Source organism: Paenarthrobacter sp. UW852, from assembly GCF_024608385.1.
GTDB lineage: Bacteria > Actinomycetota > Actinomycetes > Actinomycetales > Micrococcaceae > Arthrobacter.
Map to the genome: position 1 here is coordinate 45,349 of NZ_JAMSGY010000011.1, position 16,329 is coordinate 61,677.

A 16,329-nucleotide genomic window follows, 5' to 3' on the forward strand; every position below is an offset into this window, starting at 1 on the left:
CATGACCCCCACCACGATCGGCGACCTGCCCCGGACCGCCCACACCGCGCCGAAAATCACCATCTACGGGCCGGCGGAGTGCCCCAACTGCGACAAGGCCAAGAGCCTGTTCGATCGGCAGCAGCCCGCGATGCAGTACACCAAAATCGACATCGAGCAGGGCGATGAAAACCACCGCCACATCACCGAAGACCTCGGATATGCCCAGGCACCCGTGATCGTCGTCAAGCTGGCCTCCGGCCGCACCGTCCACTGGGGCGGGCACCGCCAGGACATGCTCACCGCCCTCGTCCGGCTGTGCACCAAGGGCATCGTCCCGGAGGACCGGAAGGCGGCGTCCTGATGGCAGCGGCGCAGCAGCGCCTCGGCCTCAGCATCACCGCCCGGCAGGCCGACATCCTGCTCGATACGCTCGTCGACAAATCCGTCGAGACGGACCACTACCTGCTGTCCTATCCCAAGGACGAACCCGACAAGACCGACACCTGCTGCGACGCGCACCTGGCCCGGTTCGAGCAGCGCGCACTCCAGCGCAAGGCGCTGCTCGAACGGAAAGCAGAGGTACAGCACCTCATCGCGCTCATCGAGGCGATCCGGCCGGCGTTCGAGGCCTCCGAGTCCTCCCCGGTAAGCACCACGGCCGTGGACCTGTCCGGCGTGACGCTCGTCTACCGGGACACGGCAGGCAAGACGCACGAGCAGCCGCTGGCCGACATCGGATCCGCCGGGACCCTCATCGACCCCGACACCGGAGACGACCTCGAGCTCATCGCCGCGCTGGTCGCAGCAGACCCCACCCGAACCAAAACCCAGGGAGCAACACCATGAGCCTGCACATCGACAGCCTTGCCGACCTCGTCCGCGGAGCTGTGTCCGGCGGCGACACCACCCGGGAAGACTTCGAGCGTGCGCTCGACCAGGTCTTCCCCCGGGATCAGCTCGACCCGTTTGAGGGCACCGGCAGCGAGGAGTACCTCGTCGGATGGACGATCGACCAGGATGCTGCATCGCCCGCTGAGGCCGCCAGCAAGGTCTGGCGGGAGGTCTTCCAGCGCGGACCATGGCAGCCCAGTGCTGACGAGGGCTGCGTCTTCACGGTCTCTCGTGAGGGCCAGCGTGTCGAGATTGACCTCAGCGACGAACACTTCGCGCGCCTTTTCAGTGACTAAAAGGAACAGCGGGAGCAGCGCGCGGCGCAGCCGCCCCGGAGTACAGGACGGAAGCCTCGCGCACAGAGCCCCGGAGGAATGGGATCCTCCGGGGCTCTGTGCCCGCACACCCCGAGAACGAAGTACCGACACACGCACGACAACTTCTAGGAGGAGCCACGGTGCACGCACAGCAGAACACCCGCCTCCCGGCCGCACCGTCATGAGCGGCGAGGACCCCGACGAGAAGTGGCGCAGGGATGCCCTGTGCGCAGAAACAGACCCCGACGCGTTCTTCCCGGAGAAGGGCGGCAACACCACCGACGCCAAGAAGGTCTGTGCCCAGTGCGGGGTGCGCGCACAGTGCCTGGATTACGCGTTGAGCGCCGACGAGCGCTTCGGCATCTGGGGCGGACTCAGCACCGCCGAACGCGACCGCCTTATCAAGACTTCACCGGTGGCACACCGTAGCGCCGCCCAGGCGCAAAAGCAGGAACGCGACACCCTCATCGTCGCGATGGCCGGCAGAGGGATCGACCCCCGGACCATCGCCGACATGGCCGAGGTCACCGACCGCACCGTCTACCGGGTGCTCGCCCGGCACAAGGAGCGGGAGGACGCCGTCTCCGCCTGAGCGCAGCACCGTCAATTGAAAGGACCGCCATGCCACTGTTCCCGCGCCGCTTCAGGCAGCAGAACCTGCTGCCCGGGGACGCCTATCCCCCTGAACGGACTACAGGCGCGCCCATGCCGGCCAGGAAACGCGCCGCCATTGACCGCAAGCTCCACCGGATGGTGAAACAGCATCGGCTCCCGGCCGAGCCGGGAGAGTACTTCGACGCAACGGGCGACCGCTGGACGCTCGACGCCCAAGGCGGCTGGACCGACGCCGGCGGCGTACACCGCGACGCCCGGTACGCGCCGATCATCGCCTTGTTCGTCCACAACTCCGGCCCGTTCACGCGCATCGAGAGCTGATGGCCACCCCCGCCGCAAAAGGAGCAACCATGCACCCCCGCATCGAAGACAGCCACCTCGACCCCGGACTCCTGCCGACCGTCAATCCACAGCAGCGCACCGACACCCAGCTCGTCGAGCCGGTGCTCCGGGCCATCCACGCCGCCGTCGCGGACTGCAGCGTGACCGCCGCCCAGGTCTTCGCCGGCCGGATCCACACGCGCAAGAACGAGGAGTGCACGACAGCGTTCGGCCGGCCGCCCAGCGTCGGTCACGCATCTGACGGTGACGACTTCTACTTGCAGATCAGCGTCCGGGTGCCCTCGTACGCAGCCGCACCGGTGCTCGAAGCGATCCACGCCGTCGAGGCCATGTCGGACGCGCAGGCGCTGCGCGAGGCGCGTGCCCGGCTCGCCGAGGCCAGGGCGCGCACCGCCGCGGCACAGAGCGAAGAAGCCCGGGTCGAGGCCGAGATCGCCCGCCTCGAACCAAACAAGGAGTAGACCATGAGTGCCATCCAACCCCTGGCCGCCCGCATGCGGCCCACCTCCCTCGACCAGATCGTGGGCCAGGAGCACCTGGTCTTTCCCGGCTCGCCGCTCGAGCTGCTCGCCCAGGGCGAGGGTGCGACCTCGGTCCTGCTCTGGGGTCCGCCCGGCGTCGGCAAGACCACCATCGCCTCGGTGATCGCCCGCCAAACCAGCCGCCGCTTCGTCGAGCTCTCTGCGACCAGCGCCGGCGTAGCCGATGTCCGCAAAACGCTCGCCGGAGCCCAGAAGGCCCTCGACGACGACCTCCAGACGCTCGTTTTCATTGACGAGATCCACCGCTTCTCCAAGGCGCAGCAGGACGTCCTCCTGCCCGCCGTGGAGGCCGGGGTCATCTCGCTCATCGGCGCGACCACCGAGAACCCGAGCTTCTCGGTCAACTCGGCACTGGTCTCGCGCTCAATCCTGCTGGTCCTACGCCCTGTGGAGGACGGCGAGGTCGTGAACCTGCTCTCGCGTGCCCTAGAGGAGGACCCGGTCCTCTCAGCCACCGGGATCGGGTTCGCCGACCCCGCGCTGCAGATCATTGCAGGGCTGTCCAGCGGCGACGTCCGCCAGGCGCTGAACCGGCTGGAGACCGCTGTCGCAACTGCGCAGGCCGCAGGCAAGAGCGTCGTCGACCGCGAGGTGCTGGAGCAGGTCACCGGCGCTGCGCTGCAGCGTTACGACCGCGATGGCGACCAGCACTACGACGTCGTCAGCGCATTCATCAAGAGCATGAGAGGCAGCGACCCGGATGCGGCCCTGCACTGGCTGGCCCGGATGATCGAGGCGGGGGAGGACCCGAGGTTCATCGCACGGCGCTTGGTGGTGCACGCCTCCGAGGACGTCGGCATGGCCGACCCCTCGGTGCTGGGCATCGCAGTGGCCGCCGCCCAGGCAGTCCAGCTGATCGGTATGCCCGAGGCGCGGCTCAACCTCGCTCAGGCAACGGTCGCAATCGCCACGGCCCCCAAGTCGCCGGCCGTCATCCGCGGCATCGACCAAGCGCTGGAAGACGTCCGGCGCGGCCGGACCGGGAGCGTGCCAGTGCACCTGCGCGACGCGCACTACCCGGGCGCGAAGGGCCTCGGGCACGGAGAAGGCTACTTCTACCCTCACGACTTCGAACACGGAGTTGTCTTGCAGCAATATCTACCCGATGCCGTCCGCGGCACACAGTATTACCGTCCTACCGGCAATGGCTTCGAACAAACCATCGCCAGACGGTTGGCTGCGATCGATCAGATGACCGTGGAGGACAGGAACCCCCTCGACTAGATCGCGGACCAGAGGTAGAACCGTGACCGCATCATCCTGGATCGTCGCTGCACGGAAAATCACCAGCAAAGTCGTCGGCTTCCACAAGACCTACGAGAGGGGATGAGCATGATCAACGACAACACTGAACGCGCGAGGCAGACCCCGGAGTCCGACAAGCCCAGGACTGTGGACGACCGACTCTCAGCAGATCTTGGTATCGACGTCGCCGCCGTCGAAGCGCAGGCACGGTTGCATCTCGACCTGCTGCGCATGCAGCGCCGCGAGCCCGGCGAACTAGGCTACGTGCTCATCGACCGGGAGTTCCATCCCCGCACAGCTGTCGTCTTCGCATCTCCCACAGAAGCCCGCAGCGCGCTGGAAGGCCACCCTTTGATCGATGCCCTCTGTGAGGAGGACAGCGTTGATGCACGGGTCCCGGATCCGGCCGTTCTCTCCGACCTCGCCTCCCGCGAAGTCATTTTGCCCTGATCGCACGGAATCGCGAAGGAATGGAAACATGACCAACACCGGTATCTTCACCCAATCAGCAGCTTCAGTCCTGCAGGACGTCGAAGAGTTCTACTTCGGTGGCGCGCTTCCCTGGTACCACGGGAGCAAGCTGACAGAGGACGGCTTGCACGTGAGCATCACACTTGACGATCCAGAGTCTGATGACGAGTCCAAGACCAAGGACTACGAGCTGTCGGCCGCCCAAATCAAGGAAGCCTTTCGAAAGGCCAAGCAGAAGGGGTACCACCTCTGCTGCTCTGCCGCCATCGAGTCCGAACAGCTCGGATTCGGCTGCGTCCAAGACCTTGACATCATCCTTCAGACCGCTTGCTACGGCGAGCTGGTCTTCGGCTGACGCCGCACCGGCTCGACTTCACCAGTGGAACTACTTCCACTAGGATGCAATCTCAGAGCTGCCCAGTGGACACGGACCCCAGCACAGCCGTCCTTGCTCCTTCGTGAAACCACCCTGCTCACCCTCACTTCGCCGACCTCGACCGATAGGCTCCGATCACATGAACGACCAGGAAGTGCGCCGCGGCGCAGGTATCTACAGCAAGCCGGTGCTGGGCTTCTACGACCTGCTCGTCGTGAAGTTCTCCAATTCGCTGGCCTGGCGATGCCCCAGCCAGCTCATGCTAGACCAGTACAACCGTTGCATCGGCACGCGCCATCTCGATGTCGGTCCCGGCACTGGTTGGTACCTCGCCAATGCCGACCTCCCCGAATCTGCTGAGATCACACTCATGGACCTCAACGAAAACAGCGTGGAGCACGCAGCGTCCAGACTCGCCCACACCCACGTAAGCACCAGAGGTGTGACCGCGAACGTCCTCGAACCGATCCCCGAGGCTCTCGGCCAGTTCGATTCCATCGCGGCGAACTACGTCTTCCACTGCGTTCCCGGCTCCTGGTCGGACAAGGGCGTAGCTTTCAAACACCTAGGGGAGCGGCTCGCTGCTGACGGTGTGCTGTTCGGCAGTACCATCCTGGGCAGTGGCGTGAGCCACAACCTCATCGGCCGCGGCTTCATGGCCCTGTACAACCGCCTGGGCATCTTTCACAACCGCGAAGACGACACCGCAGGACTTGAGGCTGCACTGCGGCGAAGCTTCGACCAAGTGAAGGTCGACGTCATCGGTACCGTGGCGGTGTTCAGTGCACGAAACCCGTTGCGAAACGGCGGGGCAGGTGGACTCGACTAAAAGTCGAGCCTGATGACTGCATCCCGCCCTTCAGCCCCAGACCTGACTCCGGTGGCGGTGATGCGCACATTCTGCACGGAACCGTCGACCCGGCGAAGCGCCAGACCCATCGATTGAGAACGAGCGGTATCCCTCGCCGCAGCCGCGATGAACCTGTGCAACTCACCTGAAGCGTCAATGGCAAATTCACCAAGGCCGCCGACATACCCGAAGTCTTCCCGACGCCACGATGGCGACGTCATAAGAACATCCAGCGTTGCAGAGTCGACGACGGCCATCGGTTCCTTGGCCAGGGCCATGACTCCGCGAAGCACGTCGTCCACACGCCCCGCATTGGCGTCTTGCTCGAAGGCCATATCGTGAAAAGTCTCCGGGGCCTCGTAACTGAAGCCCTGCAGATAGATCTTGTCGTGATCGGGCTCGATCGGCGGAATCACGCCGACCAGGCGCATGTGCCGACGGTCCTGTGAAGCCGTGCCGTAACCTGTGACGATGTTGTAGGTCAGGCACCGGACCTTGCCCGTTACGCCCATCAGCCCGTCCTGGATGCCGTCGCGGATGAGGCTGTTCACGCGCATCCGGTCGGACTGGTCGATGAGCTCGCTCGCCCATTCCCCGGCTTCCCAATAGCCACTGCGCTGCTGGGCGACGCTTGTGTCGACGTTATAGATACGAAACAGGTTCCGGTCCCAGTACGTGCGCCGGCGCAGTGTTGGTTGACCGTCGGCGTCACGCTCGATCTCCCATTCCCAGCCACCGACCAGCGGTGGTTCCGGAAGCGAATCAGCCGCTTTGGCCACGCCGGCGAGGACACCGATCACCGTGGAGGTACGTGGAGAGAAGACGGGCCGTACCTCAACTGCCCACTGCTCGTCCGCATGGGGGACTGTCTCGGAAATTACATTGCCACTGCGCATCACCTGGGCGATGCGGTTCTCATCAAGTAGAAGACGCCTGGGAATTGCACGCGTGGGCTTCCGAGCGGAGACCGGACCACAGGGCTTATCGTCCACCAGAACCAGCTGCTTGCCGTCGCTTCCGCAGAAAAGGCCCCAGGAACCTACATCCAGCTGGACCTGCATGATCAAATACCGCCTGAGACCTGCACAGTGGCCCCCGACATGTAGGTATTCTCCGCGGTGTGAATGATCGCCGAAGCGACTTCATCTGCCGTCCCGAACCGACCCAGCGGGATTCCTTCCAGCATTGCCATCCGTGCCTCCTCAGCAACATCAGCCATCATGTCCGTATCAGTTGCGCCGGGAGCAACAACGTTCACCCGGATGTTCCGGGCTGCGTACTCCCTGGCCATCGATCGTGCAAACGCTTCCAATGCCCCCTTGGATGCAGTGTAATTGCACTGGCCGACAACGCCGTACTTCACGGACATGGATGAAACCAGCACGATCGATCCGCCGCGCTGCCGCAGCATCGGCCCCAGGGCCGCCTTGCAGGCCAGCATCGGCCCGATCGCATTGACCTGCATGACCTCGCTCAGGTCCTCCTCGCTCATCCGCATGAGCAGCTTGTCGCGGGTGATCCCTGCTGCGACGACGAGCACATCCAGACCACCCAGGTCGGCGGCAGCCGCCTTGACGCCAGCTGCGATCGAATTACCGTCACGCACATCCATCTCGAGGGGGAGCACCCCCTCGGGCACGGTCCCCCCGGTACGATGCGTACCCGCCGTCCGGTAGCCGGCGGAGAGCAGGGCTCGAGCCGTGGCCGCCCCGATCCCACGGGTTGCACCGATCACCAGGGCAGTTCTCCCCATGTCGCTCATTTTTTTCTTACCCTCCCAGGTTGTAAAGTTGTGACACGGAACTTTACTGGACTTGTACCCCTTCGTTGACAAACGACAGGCGGTGTCCGCTCTTCTCGCTATTTTGAGGAACGCTGATGCCTGCCTTCATTCCATCCGCTGCGACCGCCAATACGCCTCGGAACGGCCAGCCCCGTCACCCCCTGTTCGCCCGACTGATGCGCAAAGGCGCTGCCAAGGTCGGTCCCACCAGCTGCACCCCGAAGCCCGCTCAGCTCGACCTCTTCGACTGGCCGAACGAGTTGAGCCTCGAAGCACTCGGGAAAGCCATCGCCTCAGCTTGCGGCCTCGAGATCGTGATACGGCCCATCCCGGATGAGATGCGCCATCATGAGGTCAGCGGCCTCACCACTGTGATCGGACGAGTGGCCCACGTCTTCTACGACCCTGAGCTCCCGCCCCTCAACATTGAGCAGACAATCCTCCACGAGTTCGCCCATATCCTGCACGGCGACGTCCGGGCCGACACCGACTGCACCCATCTGCGCAGCATGTTCGACGATCCGGTGGAGAAGCGCGCCGAGACCACCGGCATGCGGCTGATGGATGCTCTGCACCGGAAGCGGCGGGCATCGGAAGAACGCAGCGAGGTCCTCGCCTTCCTGTCCGGATCAAACGAGGACGGTGAGATCTGATGACTGAGATCATCATTGTCGGTATCACCATGGGCCTGATCATCATCGTCTCTGCCCTGTATCAAGGACGCCGACGCCGGGTTAACCTTCTCAGGGTCACCTGTGCCGCCCTCTTCGTGGCCACGGTCTGCCGTGGCGTGGAGCCGCCCTTAGACGGACCTGCCGTCGACCTCCTCAAGCGCCTTGCCATCCTGACCGCCCAGGTATCCGTGGCGCTGCTCATCCTCACGTTCCGCGCGACTCCGCTTTCACGACGTGCAACCCGGTTCATCTACCTCTTCGCCGGGATCATCGCCCTGGGCGAGGCCGTGCTGGTGTGGTTCATCCCCGTCCATGCCGACGGCACCATCTACGACCGGGTCGACATCGACGCCGCCCTTGCCCGCGGCCAGGCCTGGGCGCTGATCTCCTACAACTTCCTGTACCTCTCTGCATTCGCCGCGGCAACTGCCGTAGTTGCCGTCGGCTGTTGGCGGACCATGACGCAGAAGAACCAACCCTTCTCCGCCCGCCTTCCGGTTGCATTCGTCTTTACGGGGGCCATCGGATCTGCCCTGTTCATCGGCTCATCACTCCTGGACCTCTTTGGCAGTCCGGTCGTCGGCGGAACTGAACTGAGGACACAACTCCTCGTCACCGTTGTCAGCTTCTTCTTCCTGGGACTCGCAACAGGGGTCATCCGCCGCATCAGCATAGAAACGCAGGTGAGGCTCGCGCTCCGCCTCGCGCACGAGGTCGTCGTACCTCTGTGGCGAACGACCACCACTCTTCATCCCGACGTAAAGCTTCCGCCCGAAGACAGGCAGGGGTTCGATCATCTGATGACGCTCTCAAGGCTCACCATCGAAACCCACGACGCGCTCAGACTCATCCGCGAGGACCACGACCCCGCACTGGAACCCCTGCACAGGCAGCACCCCGAGGATCCGCACCTGTCGGCGGCGCTGGTGCGCCATCTCAGCGGCGAGAACGCCGTTCCCAGCCTCGGGTGGTTCACACTCGCCCTGAGCCGGCTCCGCACGCTCAAGCTGAAAGACGACGAAACCCTGGCCGCCTCTGTGCAGAGCCTCTACGAGATCCGAGTGGCGATGAGTGCCATGAATGGGACGGACGGGCGATGACCGGGAACGGAACGAAAATCCGCATCCCCGCGGCCGGCGATCCTGCGACCCGGGCCGCCCGGATCCTCAGTGACGTGTTCGCGCCCGCTGTGTCCGTATTCCTCATCTGCGTCCTCTGCGGCGTCACAGGCCACCCGCATACATGGGTTGGTCTCGGATGGGGCATCCTGATCGGCTCTTTCTGCGCAGTGATCCCGACAGCAACCATCCATGTCGCGGTGCGGCGCGAGCAGCTCACCGACCGACACGTCACCCGGCGCGATCAACGCTGGTGGGTCTTCCTGGTCTGCGTGGCGTCTGTGCTTGGAGGCATGGCAACGGCGGTGCTGCTGGACGCACCGCCCACGCTGCTGTGGATCCTGCCGACGATGGTTGCCGGGCTCGTCCTTGCCGGGGGAGTGACCCTCCTGGGACCGAAAGTCTCCATGCACGCGTTCTGCTTCACCTCCCTCGTCGTCCTCGCAGCGATGCTGCTCTCGCCCTGGTGGCTGCTCGCCCTCCCAACCCTGCTGCCCGTGGTCGCCTTCGCCCGGCTGAAGCTAAAGCACCACACACGCCTCGAGCTCACACTCGGATCCGGCCTGGCGGCCGCCGTGATGCTCGGAGCCAGTGCGTACATGCCCACGGCCGGCTAGGACTGCCCGCTGCTCCGGCGCAACCGGAAATGTGCCGATGCCACCGCATTGGAAGATCTTCCACTAGTATGAAGGTGTCGTCGCGTGCACCGTTCGCCTCGATGACTTCATGTCTGAAATCACGAGGAGGATCCAGCTCCGTGACCATCGCCCAGCGACTAGAACGCTTGTTCGCGGAGACGGCGGGACCACACGGTCGCCCCGTCACCCTGCAGGAAATCGTCCAGAGAATGGAGCAGCGCGGCATCTCCTCGATGTCGCTCAGCTACCTGCAGCAACTGCGCAAGGGGGAGGCCCACAATCCCCGCCTGCAGCACCTCCGAGCCCTGGCCGATGCCTTCGACGTCCCCCTGTCCTACTTCCTGGAGGAGAACGAGCCAGACAGCGCCACCGAGCAGGAGCTGACCCCGCAGGAGCGCACCATCGCCCTGCGTGTGCACGGGCTCAGCGACGGCGCACTGGCCAGCATCCGGGCCATTGTGGAACTGGCGCGCAAGAGCGAGCAGCTCGACGACCCTCCCAAGAGCCCTGATTCCGCTCAAGACTGATCCCGCCGCGGGGTCCCACCACCCTGCGGACGTCTTCCTCGTGCCGGCGTTTGGTATTTGAGTGGAATCTTTTCCACTCCTGTGGCAGGATGGGAACCACAGCCCGGCGATTCCGTACATCGTGATGTCCCGCCGGACTAAGGTGATCACGCCCGTGAAGGAGCATCAGATGGTCGATATGCAGCCCCCCTCCGACGAGTTCCGCGGATTCGACGAGGCCCGGTCGATCATGTGGTGCTACGAAGCCCGCTCACGCACCTATGCCCGTCTGAGCCAGACGGACTTTCTCGCCAACGACGCCGTGGCCGCCGTGCATGTCGAGAACACCTCCCGCGCCGACCGCGTCTTTCTCGCCGCCTTCGACCGCTCCGGCGGGCTGCTGTTCGGCGACACGCTTTACATTGACGACCCGACACAGCGGCTCGACGTCACACCCGAGTTCGACCACGACTTCACCGGCATGACCGTCGCCGCTGGCTCCGAACTTGAGGAAGCCGTCGAACGCGAGAACGGCTGGGTGGTCAACCTGGATGCCCTGCGCGACTACGACCCGCTGGAGGACCGCCGGACCACGCAGCGCGCGGTGCTCCTGGCGCACCTCGGAGACATGATGGCCAGCGGCCAGGCCCGGGGTTTCCTGTTTGACAAGCACGACGCTGCCGAGGATCCCGGTGAGGCCGACACCGACGCCGCCTGAGAGCGACGCAACACTTCTTCTGGCGTTCGATCGACCCCGCCCGGCTTCGGCCGAGGCGGGGTCTTTTGCGTCCCGGGGGAACCGGTGGAAAGACCGTGGACCGGCTCACGCCGGTCCCGGGGGTCGTTCCGTGGTGGTCGCAGCCGCGCGGTGCGCGGCGCGGCCACCGTTACCGAATCGTCTGTTCTTAAGAGCCTCGACCCACAGGAGTAGCCCATGACCGTCCCTCTCCGCGCAGCCCAGCTGCCAGTCAAGTACGAGCGGCTGCGTGAAACCCATCGAGCCGGTCAGACCATTTACGAAGTCCCTGGATCAGGACTGTACCGGGTTCTCGAGCTCAACCACGGCGAATACACCGTCGAAACGCTCACACAACTTGGGTGGACGACCCTTATCAAGCTCGATGAGCAGGATAAAGCCTCCACAGTCCTTGAGGCCATGCAGATCTGGCTCGACATCCAGACGCCTGCCCGCAACGTCCGGCAGGAAGAAGAGAGCGAAGGCGATGACTGATGCAAGCGCCGCCATCAAGGATGCCGCCGAAGAAGCCGCCAATAGCGTCATCAGCGCCCACGGTATCACCGTAGACGACGACGAAAGCTGCTTCGAGGCACTCTGCTGGGCATTGGGTGCGGACGTGCCCTACGAAAAAGGCCTTCTCCAGTTTGCCCAGGCAATTGTCTACGGCTTTGATCTGAACGGACTCGTCGAGGCGAAGATCGAGCTGCTCGGCGAGTACAAGCTCGACTATCCCCAGGACTACGAGCCAGACGACGTCACCCGCATGCAGGAAGAGCTGCTGCGGCTGCGGTCGCTGCAGCAGATGCTTGCAGGACCCGCCGTCTGACCGTTTCCGGACACAGCAAGAGGCCCGAACAGCGCTGAAGGTCAGCGTTGTCCGGGCCCCAGGCCTGCTCTCACGCCGTGGGCGGAATGAGCAGAGAAGCGCCGGCATAGATGAGATTCGGATCCTGGATCCGGTTCTCCTCGACCAGGGTCCCGATCGGCACTCCGGTCTCCGCCGAGATCTCCGTGAGGGTGTCACCCCACTGGATCACGTAAACCCGCGGCTGAGGCTTCGGCTCGGGGAGCTGTGCCGGCTTGTCCTCGTCACCCTTGCCCGACGCCGAGGTGCCCGAACCCTGACCGTCCGTGGACCCCCCGTCGCCGGCCTTGTCCTCGAAGGCGTCCGGGACCCCGTTGCGGTCCCGGTCCGGCAGGGTCACCGTCACGGTGCCCTCCTCGTGCTGGGAAGCTGCCGCCGCATTGCTCGCCGGGCTCCGGTCAGCAGTGAGGAGCTGCGTCGCGCCCCAGCCTGCGAACAACAGCGCCCCGCCGGCCATCAGCCCAGCCGCCAGTACCGGTCCACCGCCATACCCGAGAGGCCCCAGCCGGTCCCTCCGCTGCACCGCCACCCGGGCCGGGGGAGCCGCATCAGCGACCTTCTCCTCGGGCCTGTGCATCGTATCCGTCATCCCTGTCCCTCTCTATCCTGCTCGCCATTTCCGACCATTCGAGTCCTCATGCACATTCTACTCGTAGTCCAGTGCATCTTGATAGAATAGGAGAAGGAATAGACGAGTCATAGATCAGTCCGACAGGCCGCCACGAACCATCGAATCACTCAACAGAAGGAACCCGCCACCATGGCCAACTACGCCATCTCCGCCAACCAGCTCACCGAAGGCACCAGCGTCTTCATCCGCGGCAAGCTCGCCTTCGCCCGGCTGACGAGCCTCATCGAGGGTGCCGCCCTCGCCGCCAGCGACCAGCGCAAGGTCCAGAACGGCATGAGCCCCGTGGGCAAGCCGCACACCACGGCGACGATCACCGAGGCCGAGGTGCAGTTCGCCGACCCGGCGAACCCCACGGTCGAGGAGCAGTTCGTCTCCGAGCGCCGCTACACCTCGAAGAAGAACCCAGCCTCGGGCGCGAACTACTCGATCGACTCCAAGGGCACGAACCTGCCGATCATCGCGATCCCGTCCGAGAAGGGCGATGGCACCTACGACCAGGACACCTCCGGCCAGGAGCTGGCACAGGGACTGGACGTGACGCTCGTGCTGCGCGTCTACAAGCCGAAGAACTTCGCCAACCGCGGCCTGTCCCTCGACCAGGTGATCATGCACGAGACCCCGCGCTACTACAACGCCGGCGGCGTCGCCAGTGGCGAGCTCGCGGCCCGCGGCATCGTCTTCAACACCCCGCCCCGCGCGGTCCAGGCCCAGCCGGGCACGGATTCCGCCGTCGGCAACGGCGAGGAGCCGGTCGCCACCGAGGTCGAGGACGGCTTGTCCTTCCCGGCCCCGCAGCCCGCCGTCGCGGCTCCAGTCGCGGCACCGACTCCGGCCCAGGTGCACACGCAGGTCGCCACCGCACCGGTCGCGGTGCTTCCGGAAGCTCCCGCGGCTCCGGTTCCCGCCCCGGTCCCCGCGGTGCAGCCGCAGCAGGAGACGCCCGAGCAGAAGCTCGCCCGCCTCGAGCGTGAAAACGCCGAGTTGAAGAATGCGGGCTCGGCCGTGGGTGCTCCCGCCGGCCAGGGCCCGTGGGGCGGTTCCGGCGATGCCCAGCAGGCCGGGATCACCTACCAGGGCTGATCTAAAGCCGATCCGACCGACCGAACCCCAGACGAGACCCCCGTGCAGGCATCCACGCCGTACGGGGGTCTCGTCTTTCAGAGCCGCGGTGCAACGCGGCTCTGTTTTCATCCGCTCCCGACAAGAAGGCATTGATGTGACCGCCGTCGATCCCCGCGCGATCTTCCCCAGCTTCTACGACAACCCCGCGATCCGCGCCCTGGCGACCGCCTGCCGCTGGACCATCTCAGGAAGGCTCGGCGAGCTCGACGACGAAGACACCGGCCGCAAGGCACCTATTGACGTCCGGCACCTGCTCGACGGCTGCAATGCGGGCTGCCGCCATGCAGGCCCCCTGCGCGGAGCGTTCGCCCTGGACGCGACCTGCCTGCTCACCCTCGACCAACTCGCCGACACACTGCCGAACGCGGCGAACGCGGCGTTCTACCTGCAGGCACCCTCGGACGGCCTGGTGGTAATCGACGTGGAACCCGGCTGCCCGGCAGACGTGGCCGCCGAGATTCTGCGCCTGCCCGGAATCCTGTACTCGGAGCTGTCGATGTCGGGCCGGGGCTTCCACCTGGTCGCCCCGCTGCCCGCCAACCTCCACGACTTCCCGATTGCCGCTGACAAGCGCGTCCTGCGCGAGGAACACGGCTGGTACGAGATCCTCCTGGACCACTGGTGCACCTTCACCCGCAATCCGGTGCCGCAGCGCATCGTCGAACACGTTGCAGCACGGCCGTCCTCGGGCCGGTTCTCCTCGGTAGAGGATCTGTACGCGGAGCTGGCAGCGAAAGCCAAGCCGAGCATCAGCATCCCCTCGACCGCTGTCGGCACCGACGGCGAAATGCCCGACATCCCGTACGCCGAGGCCATCGTCGAGCAGACACTGGCCGGCTCCCGCGACCGGCTGAAGACACCCGAGGACTTCGACAACGACCGCTCCCGCTGGGAGTTCTCGGTGCTCGGCGTGCTCTACACCGGCATGCAGCTGCCGTTGCGCACCTACCGGTCCTTCGGCGCGCAGTTCTATTCCGGTGACGAGGCCTGGCTGCTGTACAAGACCTCACTTGCGGTCATCGAGCCGCGGCCCAAGCACGCCCAGATGCGTAACGGCAGGCCCTTCCTGCTGGACCGTGCTGCGGCTCTCGTAGCGGCACGGGAGGCCACCGCCGAAGCGGGGTGACCTCCCGGGTTGCCCATCGGTTTGGCGGTGGAACAAAGACTGGATCGGGCGGAGCCCGATCGGGGATGGAGAGGCGGTGGGCTTCTGAGCCCGACCGCCCCGTCACCGGGCCTTGTGGCCCTGCTTCCGACATGTCCCGTACGGCTCTCAGCCCTGCCGTGGGTCCGTCTCCCCGTCTCACCTGCTCACAGCTCACCCACGACCAGAAAGACATTCCCATGAAGTTCAACGACACCCTGACGACCCTGATCCAGCAGTCCCTCGAGGTCGGGGCCACGCCCGCACTCATGGGCGAGCCCGGCATCGGCAAGTCCTCCTTCGTCGAGGCCCTCGCCTACTCGATGGGTACCAAGGCCTTCGTTCTGCCCTGCAACCAGCTCGCCGACAAGGCCGACCTCACCGGCGCGCGCCTGGTGCCCTACGAAAAGAGCGACGGGACACAGTCCTACAAGCAGGTTTTCTACCCGCACCAGGTCATCCAGGAGTGCATCGACTACGCGCTGGAGAATCCGCGCGAGTGGCCGATCCTCTTCCTCGATGAGATCAACCGCACGACCTCCGACGTGACCTCCGGCGCGCTCACCCTGGTGACCCTGCGACGCATGGGCCACATCGAACTGCCGGAGAACGTCCGCCTCGTCGTGGCGGGCAACGACAAGGGCAACGTCACGACCCTCGATGAGGCCTCGCTCTCGCGCTTCGCGATCTTCCACGTCGAGCCCGACGCAGCGACCCTGATGTCCGTCCTCGGCGACGCGCTGAACCCCTGGGTGAAGAAGGTCCTCACCCAGCACCCCGGACTCATCTTCCAGAAGTCGACGCCGAACGCCATCGTGGCCGACGGCCGCGACGACGACGATGACGACGGCAACGTCACCATGGCCGAGCTCTTCGACGGCGGCGAGGAGATGAACCAGCTCACCACGCCGCGCACCATCGACCACCTCTCACGGTGGCTGAACAAGGTCGACCGCCAGGAACTGGCGAGCCACCTCGCGACCCCGGTCCACATTGGCAGCCGCGAAACCTCACTGCTCAACGAGGCCATCGAGGCATTCACCGGCGACACCATGTTCACCACCCAGCTCGTGGCGGTCATCGCCGAAGACCTTGCCTCGAACTCGGGCGGCCCGGCACACAACCGCGTCAACGTGCCCAAGCCGAATTGCTACGCAACCCTCAAGTCCGCGGGCACGGTCACCGACCTCGCCGCGCAGATCTCGGGCCTGACCCAAAACGAGGTCTCCGGCTCGCTGCTCTACGCGATGAAGGAGAAGGAGGACAACTCCCGCCTCATCGAGCAGCTGGCCCAGGCGGCCGTCCAGATCGAACCGGAGCACACCCGTACCCTGTTCGAGCTGGTGACCACCGGGCAGTTCGACCGGCAGAACCTGGAGGCGTTCCTCGAAGTCGACTCGCCGATCGTGGCCGCGGTCAAGCCGTCCCTGTCGGCCTTCCTCTGAGCCGACCCGGCACCGGGCGGCGGGGGATGCCAC

At 65.3% G+C, this 16,329-nt stretch carries 23 protein-coding genes; 20 read left to right on the forward strand and 3 right to left on the reverse strand.

Annotation, left to right across the window (positions count from 1 at the left end):
- Position 1 precedes the first annotated feature (1 nt).
- From NEK97_RS17335 to NEK97_RS17380, 10 genes are all read left to right on the forward strand, one after another.
- Entirely contained in the window at positions 2–343 is a 342-nt protein-coding gene (locus NEK97_RS17335; RefSeq protein WP_056387525.1) for a glutaredoxin family protein, read from the forward strand.
- Positions 298–828, forward strand: coding sequence for a hypothetical protein (locus NEK97_RS17340; RefSeq protein ID WP_156783997.1), 531 nt, complete (start codon positions 298–300; stop codon positions 826–828). The genes NEK97_RS17335 and NEK97_RS17340 overlap by 46 nt, the downstream gene beginning before the upstream one ends.
- The gene (locus NEK97_RS17345; RefSeq protein ID WP_257371012.1) at positions 825–1,169 is read left to right on the forward strand and encodes a hypothetical protein; all 345 of its coding nucleotides are present in this window, start codon (positions 825–827) and stop codon (positions 1,167–1,169) included. The genes NEK97_RS17340 and NEK97_RS17345 overlap by 4 nt, the downstream gene beginning before the upstream one ends.
- Before the next feature lie 202 nt (positions 1,170–1,371).
- Positions 1,372–1,782 carry a WhiB family transcriptional regulator gene (locus NEK97_RS19870; protein WP_142133561.1) on the forward strand — a complete coding sequence of 137 codons (411 nt, stop codon included), beginning with the start codon at positions 1,372–1,374 and terminating at the stop codon, positions 1,780–1,782.
- Between the two features lie 29 nt (positions 1,783–1,811).
- On the forward strand, positions 1,812–2,126 hold the full coding sequence (locus NEK97_RS17355) for a hypothetical protein (RefSeq protein ID WP_142938868.1): 315 nt from the start codon (positions 1,812–1,814) through the stop codon (positions 2,124–2,126).
- Positions 2,127–2,155: 29 nt separating this feature from the next.
- Positions 2,156–2,608 carry a hypothetical protein gene (locus NEK97_RS17360; protein ID WP_142938869.1) on the forward strand — a complete coding sequence of 151 codons (453 nt, stop codon included), beginning with the start codon at positions 2,156–2,158 and terminating at the stop codon, positions 2,606–2,608.
- Positions 2,609–2,611: 3 nt separating this feature from the next.
- Positions 2,612–3,913 carry a replication-associated recombination protein A gene (locus tag NEK97_RS17365; RefSeq protein WP_133830753.1) on the forward strand — a complete coding sequence of 434 codons (1,302 nt, stop codon included), beginning with the start codon at positions 2,612–2,614 and terminating at the stop codon, positions 3,911–3,913.
- A gap of 108 nt (positions 3,914–4,021) precedes the next feature.
- Positions 4,022–4,384 carry a hypothetical protein gene (locus NEK97_RS17370; protein WP_056387508.1) on the forward strand — a complete coding sequence of 121 codons (363 nt, stop codon included), beginning with the start codon at positions 4,022–4,024 and terminating at the stop codon, positions 4,382–4,384.
- 28 nt (positions 4,385–4,412) lie between these two features.
- On the forward strand, positions 4,413–4,760 hold the full coding sequence (locus tag NEK97_RS17375; RefSeq protein WP_133830752.1) for a hypothetical protein: 348 nt from the start codon (positions 4,413–4,415) through the stop codon (positions 4,758–4,760).
- A gap of 160 nt (positions 4,761–4,920) precedes the next feature.
- Positions 4,921–5,610, forward strand: a complete 690-nt coding sequence (locus tag NEK97_RS17380) for a bifunctional 2-polyprenyl-6-hydroxyphenol methylase/3-demethylubiquinol 3-O-methyltransferase UbiG (protein WP_257371015.1) — start codon at positions 4,921–4,923, stop codon at positions 5,608–5,610.
- On the opposite strand, the gene NEK97_RS17385 is transcribed toward NEK97_RS17380, so the two are convergent.
- Together NEK97_RS17385 and NEK97_RS17390 are read right to left on the reverse strand one after the other, a co-directional pair.
- Positions 5,607–6,692: a hypothetical protein gene (locus NEK97_RS17385; RefSeq protein WP_257371016.1), complete on the reverse strand. Its 1,086-nt coding sequence runs from the start codon at positions 6,690–6,692 to the stop codon at positions 5,607–5,609. The genes NEK97_RS17380 and NEK97_RS17385 overlap by 4 nt on opposite strands.
- Positions 6,693–6,694: 2 nt before the next feature.
- Positions 6,695–7,384 carry an SDR family NAD(P)-dependent oxidoreductase gene (locus NEK97_RS17390; RefSeq protein WP_160147647.1) on the reverse strand — a complete coding sequence of 230 codons (690 nt, stop codon included), beginning with the start codon at positions 7,382–7,384 and terminating at the stop codon, positions 6,695–6,697.
- A gap of 125 nt (positions 7,385–7,509) precedes the next feature.
- Here NEK97_RS17390 and NEK97_RS17395 point away from each other — a divergent pair, with 125 nt between their 5' ends.
- The 7 genes from NEK97_RS17395 to NEK97_RS17425 all read left to right on the forward strand — a co-directional run bounded on the left by NEK97_RS17395 (position 7,510) and on the right by NEK97_RS17425 (position 11,915).
- Positions 7,510–8,067 (forward strand): hypothetical protein, encoded by a 558-nt coding sequence (locus tag NEK97_RS17395; RefSeq protein ID WP_142938872.1) that lies wholly within the window; start codon positions 7,510–7,512, stop codon positions 8,065–8,067.
- Complete coding sequence (locus NEK97_RS17400) at positions 8,067–9,188, forward strand: hypothetical protein (protein WP_257371017.1); 1,122 nt, start codon at positions 8,067–8,069, stop codon at positions 9,186–9,188. The genes NEK97_RS17395 and NEK97_RS17400 overlap by 1 nt, the downstream gene beginning before the upstream one ends.
- The gene (locus tag NEK97_RS17405; protein WP_256248800.1) at positions 9,185–9,823 is read left to right on the forward strand and encodes a hypothetical protein; all 639 of its coding nucleotides are present in this window, start codon (positions 9,185–9,187) and stop codon (positions 9,821–9,823) included. The genes NEK97_RS17400 and NEK97_RS17405 overlap by 4 nt, the downstream gene beginning before the upstream one ends.
- 140 nt (positions 9,824–9,963) lie before the next feature.
- Entirely contained in the window at positions 9,964–10,371 is a 408-nt protein-coding gene (locus NEK97_RS17410; RefSeq protein WP_142938874.1) for a hypothetical protein, read from the forward strand.
- Positions 10,372–10,432: 61 nt separating this feature from the next.
- Positions 10,433–11,068, forward strand: coding sequence for a hypothetical protein (locus NEK97_RS17415; RefSeq protein ID WP_257371018.1), 636 nt, complete (start codon positions 10,433–10,435; stop codon positions 11,066–11,068).
- A 216-nt stretch (positions 11,069–11,284) separates the two neighbouring features.
- A complete protein-coding gene (locus tag NEK97_RS17420; RefSeq protein WP_257371019.1) occupies positions 11,285–11,581 on the forward strand; it encodes a hypothetical protein in 297 nt (98 codons plus the stop codon).
- Positions 11,574–11,915, forward strand: a complete 342-nt coding sequence (locus NEK97_RS17425; protein WP_257371020.1) for a hypothetical protein — start codon at positions 11,574–11,576, stop codon at positions 11,913–11,915. The genes NEK97_RS17420 and NEK97_RS17425 overlap by 8 nt, the downstream gene beginning before the upstream one ends.
- 70 nt (positions 11,916–11,985) lie before the next feature.
- On the opposite strand, the gene NEK97_RS17430 is transcribed toward NEK97_RS17425, so the two are convergent.
- Positions 11,986–12,543, reverse strand: a complete 558-nt coding sequence (locus NEK97_RS17430; RefSeq protein WP_202979322.1) for a LysM peptidoglycan-binding domain-containing protein — start codon at positions 12,541–12,543, stop codon at positions 11,986–11,988.
- A gap of 171 nt (positions 12,544–12,714) precedes the next feature.
- Here NEK97_RS17430 and NEK97_RS17435 point away from each other — a divergent pair, with 171 nt between their 5' ends.
- From NEK97_RS17435 to NEK97_RS17445, 3 genes are all read left to right on the forward strand, one after another.
- Positions 12,715–13,665, forward strand: coding sequence for a hypothetical protein (locus NEK97_RS17435; protein ID WP_257371021.1), 951 nt, complete (start codon positions 12,715–12,717; stop codon positions 13,663–13,665).
- Between the two features lie 136 nt (positions 13,666–13,801).
- Entirely contained in the window at positions 13,802–14,833 is a 1,032-nt protein-coding gene (locus NEK97_RS17440) for a hypothetical protein (protein ID WP_257371022.1), read from the forward strand.
- 218 nt (positions 14,834–15,051) lie between these two features.
- Positions 15,052–16,296: an AAA family ATPase gene (locus NEK97_RS17445; protein ID WP_142938880.1), complete on the forward strand. Its 1,245-nt coding sequence runs from the start codon at positions 15,052–15,054 to the stop codon at positions 16,294–16,296.
- Positions 16,297–16,329 lie beyond the last annotated feature (33 nt).

Coding starts and splice junctions, on each gene's coding strand:
- NEK97_RS17445 (WP_142938880.1), top strand. CDS start 15,052: ATGAAGTTCAACGACACCCTGACGACCCTGATCCAGCAGTCCCTCGAG.
- NEK97_RS17345 (WP_257371012.1), top strand. CDS start 825: ATGAGCCTGCACATCGACAGCCTTGCCGACCTCGTCCGCGGAGCTGTG.
- NEK97_RS19870 (WP_142133561.1), top strand. CDS start 1,372: ATGAGCGGCGAGGACCCCGACGAGAAGTGGCGCAGGGATGCCCTGTGC.
- NEK97_RS17390 (WP_160147647.1), bottom strand. CDS start 7,384: ATGGGGAGAACTGCCCTGGTGATCGGTGCAACCCGTGGGATCGGGGCG.
- NEK97_RS17335 (WP_056387525.1), top strand. CDS start 2: ATGACCCCCACCACGATCGGCGACCTGCCCCGGACCGCCCACACCGCG.
- NEK97_RS17375 (WP_133830752.1), top strand. CDS start 4,413: ATGACCAACACCGGTATCTTCACCCAATCAGCAGCTTCAGTCCTGCAG.
- NEK97_RS17435 (WP_257371021.1), top strand. CDS start 12,715: ATGGCCAACTACGCCATCTCCGCCAACCAGCTCACCGAAGGCACCAGC.
- NEK97_RS17430 (WP_202979322.1), bottom strand. CDS start 12,543: ATGACGGATACGATGCACAGGCCCGAGGAGAAGGTCGCTGATGCGGCT.
- NEK97_RS17400 (WP_257371017.1), top strand. CDS start 8,067: ATGACTGAGATCATCATTGTCGGTATCACCATGGGCCTGATCATCATC.
- NEK97_RS17370 (WP_056387508.1), top strand. CDS start 4,022: ATGATCAACGACAACACTGAACGCGCGAGGCAGACCCCGGAGTCCGAC.
- NEK97_RS17355 (WP_142938868.1), top strand. CDS start 1,812: ATGCCACTGTTCCCGCGCCGCTTCAGGCAGCAGAACCTGCTGCCCGGG.
- NEK97_RS17425 (WP_257371020.1), top strand. CDS start 11,574: ATGACTGATGCAAGCGCCGCCATCAAGGATGCCGCCGAAGAAGCCGCC.
- NEK97_RS17420 (WP_257371019.1), top strand. CDS start 11,285: ATGACCGTCCCTCTCCGCGCAGCCCAGCTGCCAGTCAAGTACGAGCGG.
- NEK97_RS17395 (WP_142938872.1), top strand. CDS start 7,510: ATGCCTGCCTTCATTCCATCCGCTGCGACCGCCAATACGCCTCGGAAC.
- NEK97_RS17360 (WP_142938869.1), top strand. CDS start 2,156: ATGCACCCCCGCATCGAAGACAGCCACCTCGACCCCGGACTCCTGCCG.
- NEK97_RS17385 (WP_257371016.1), bottom strand. CDS start 6,692: ATGCAGGTCCAGCTGGATGTAGGTTCCTGGGGCCTTTTCTGCGGAAGC.
- NEK97_RS17365 (WP_133830753.1), top strand. CDS start 2,612: ATGAGTGCCATCCAACCCCTGGCCGCCCGCATGCGGCCCACCTCCCTC.
- NEK97_RS17380 (WP_257371015.1), top strand. CDS start 4,921: ATGAACGACCAGGAAGTGCGCCGCGGCGCAGGTATCTACAGCAAGCCG.
- NEK97_RS17405 (WP_256248800.1), top strand. CDS start 9,185: ATGACCGGGAACGGAACGAAAATCCGCATCCCCGCGGCCGGCGATCCT.